This window comes from Paenibacillus sp. 01T422 (assembly GCF_056398785.1).
Window position 1 is genome coordinate 1 of sequence record NZ_JBFTQB010001182.1, and the last position, 1546, is coordinate 1546.

General features: G+C 41.9%; 2 protein-coding genes and 1 pseudogene. All 3 read right to left on the bottom strand.

The genetic code is table 11. The annotated features are described in order from the left end of the window. Positions 1–255: pseudogene (locus tag AC1DUA_RS36955) on the bottom strand (hypothetical protein); the annotation flags it as partial. A 42-nt stretch (positions 256–297) separates the two neighbouring features. Then, entirely contained in the window at positions 298–1266 is a 969-nt protein-coding gene (locus AC1DUA_RS36960) for a carbohydrate ABC transporter permease (RefSeq protein WP_477504461.1), read from the bottom strand. Continuing rightward, positions 1263–1546: ABC transporter permease subunit (locus tag AC1DUA_RS36965; RefSeq protein ID WP_477504462.1), on the bottom strand; the 284-nt coding region annotated here is incomplete at its 5' end. The genes AC1DUA_RS36960 and AC1DUA_RS36965, both read right to left, overlap by 4 nt.

Sequence of the window (1546 nt, forward strand, 5' to 3'; positions counted from 1 at the left end):
AAGCTTACCATACCACCCTTTCTGCTCTCCTTGATAATTGGCTGCATTGTCAAAAACAGTGATGGTCAGCGGTTTACTGTGATCTAGTGCCTTGGATGTAGCTTCAGTACCGGAGTTCGGCGACTTGCTTGGTTCCGTTGATGCAGTCTTATTGCTAGATTCATCTCCACAGCCGGTCAATGCGACCGACACCATGAAGAGGCTAGCAAACAATAACAACGCCGATTTTTTTATTGCTTTACCAGGTTTACGCATACTTAACCCCCATAATTATTCAATTTATTAATCCGGCGCAAATTATCCTTTCACTGCACCGATCATAATCCCCTTGACAAAAAACCTTTGGAAAATCGGATAAACCAATAAAATAGGCGCTACAACAATAACAGTCACCGTCATTCGAATGGAAGTCGTCGTTTGCTTCGTTGCCAGACTTGACATCGCTGTGGAGCCAGCATTCTGCAGGTTTACCATGCTGGATAAGGAACTTGCCTGATTCATATAGTTATATAGAATAAACTGTAAGCTATAGAGCTTGCTCTCCGTAACCAACAACAACGTGTCCTGGAAGGAGTTCCACTGGTCCACTGCTGCGAATATGGCAACTGTAGCTAATATTGGCTTACAGATGGGCAACATGATTTTGAAAAAAAGCGTCATAGTCCCCGCCCCGTCGATACTTGCTGCATGTTGTAATTCCTTCGGCGTTGATTCTACAAAAGTCTTTACAAGAATGATGAAAAACGGAGCTACGATTGTCGGCAGAATATAGGCCAAAAAATTGTTTGTCAGATGCAAAGACCTCATTGTCAAATACCACGGAATCACCCCGGCATTAAAAAACATGGTTAAAACTGTATAGCGATACCATAATTTTCTCTTCCACATATCCTCCTGGGTAAACATGAATCCCAGAAAGGCGGAGGCCCCTACCGTCAAAGTGGTTCCAATCACGGTCCTTGCTAGAGATACAATGGCTGCATCCCATAACCCCGGTATTTTAAACGCATCCACATAGTTATGAAATTGGATATTTTTCGGATAAAAGATAACATCACCTTTGGCACTAATATCGTTTGCGCTTATGGTATTAATAATGATGGAGTAGAATGGATATACACAAAGAATTGCATACAGAGAAAACAACACATAGATTAAAACAGTAATCATTTTGTCAGTAAGGCTGACTTTGATTTTAACCTTCCTGGTGAGATGGCTTTCGGGCACTTTATCATTCGTCGCCAGACCTGCTGCTGTATCACTCATACAATACTCTCTCCCCTTAGTCTTTTGGATAGTCCGTTTACAGAAAAGAGAAGCACAACACTAATCAAGCTCTTAAGCACACTGATCGCAACGGACACAGAATAGCTGCCGCCCCCCATTGCAAGGTTGTACACATATAAGTATAGAACCTGTATGGAATCCTTGTTAAATGCATTTTGAAAGACAAAATATTGCTCCAGACCATTATTCAGAAAACTCGCAATTTGCAACATCAACAAAACGAAATAGGTCGGCACCATACTCGGCAATACGACATGCC

Coding starts and splice junctions, on each gene's coding strand:
- AC1DUA_RS36960 (WP_477504461.1), bottom strand. CDS start 1,266: ATGAGTGATACAGCAGCAGGTCTGGCGACGAATGATAAAGTGCCCGAA.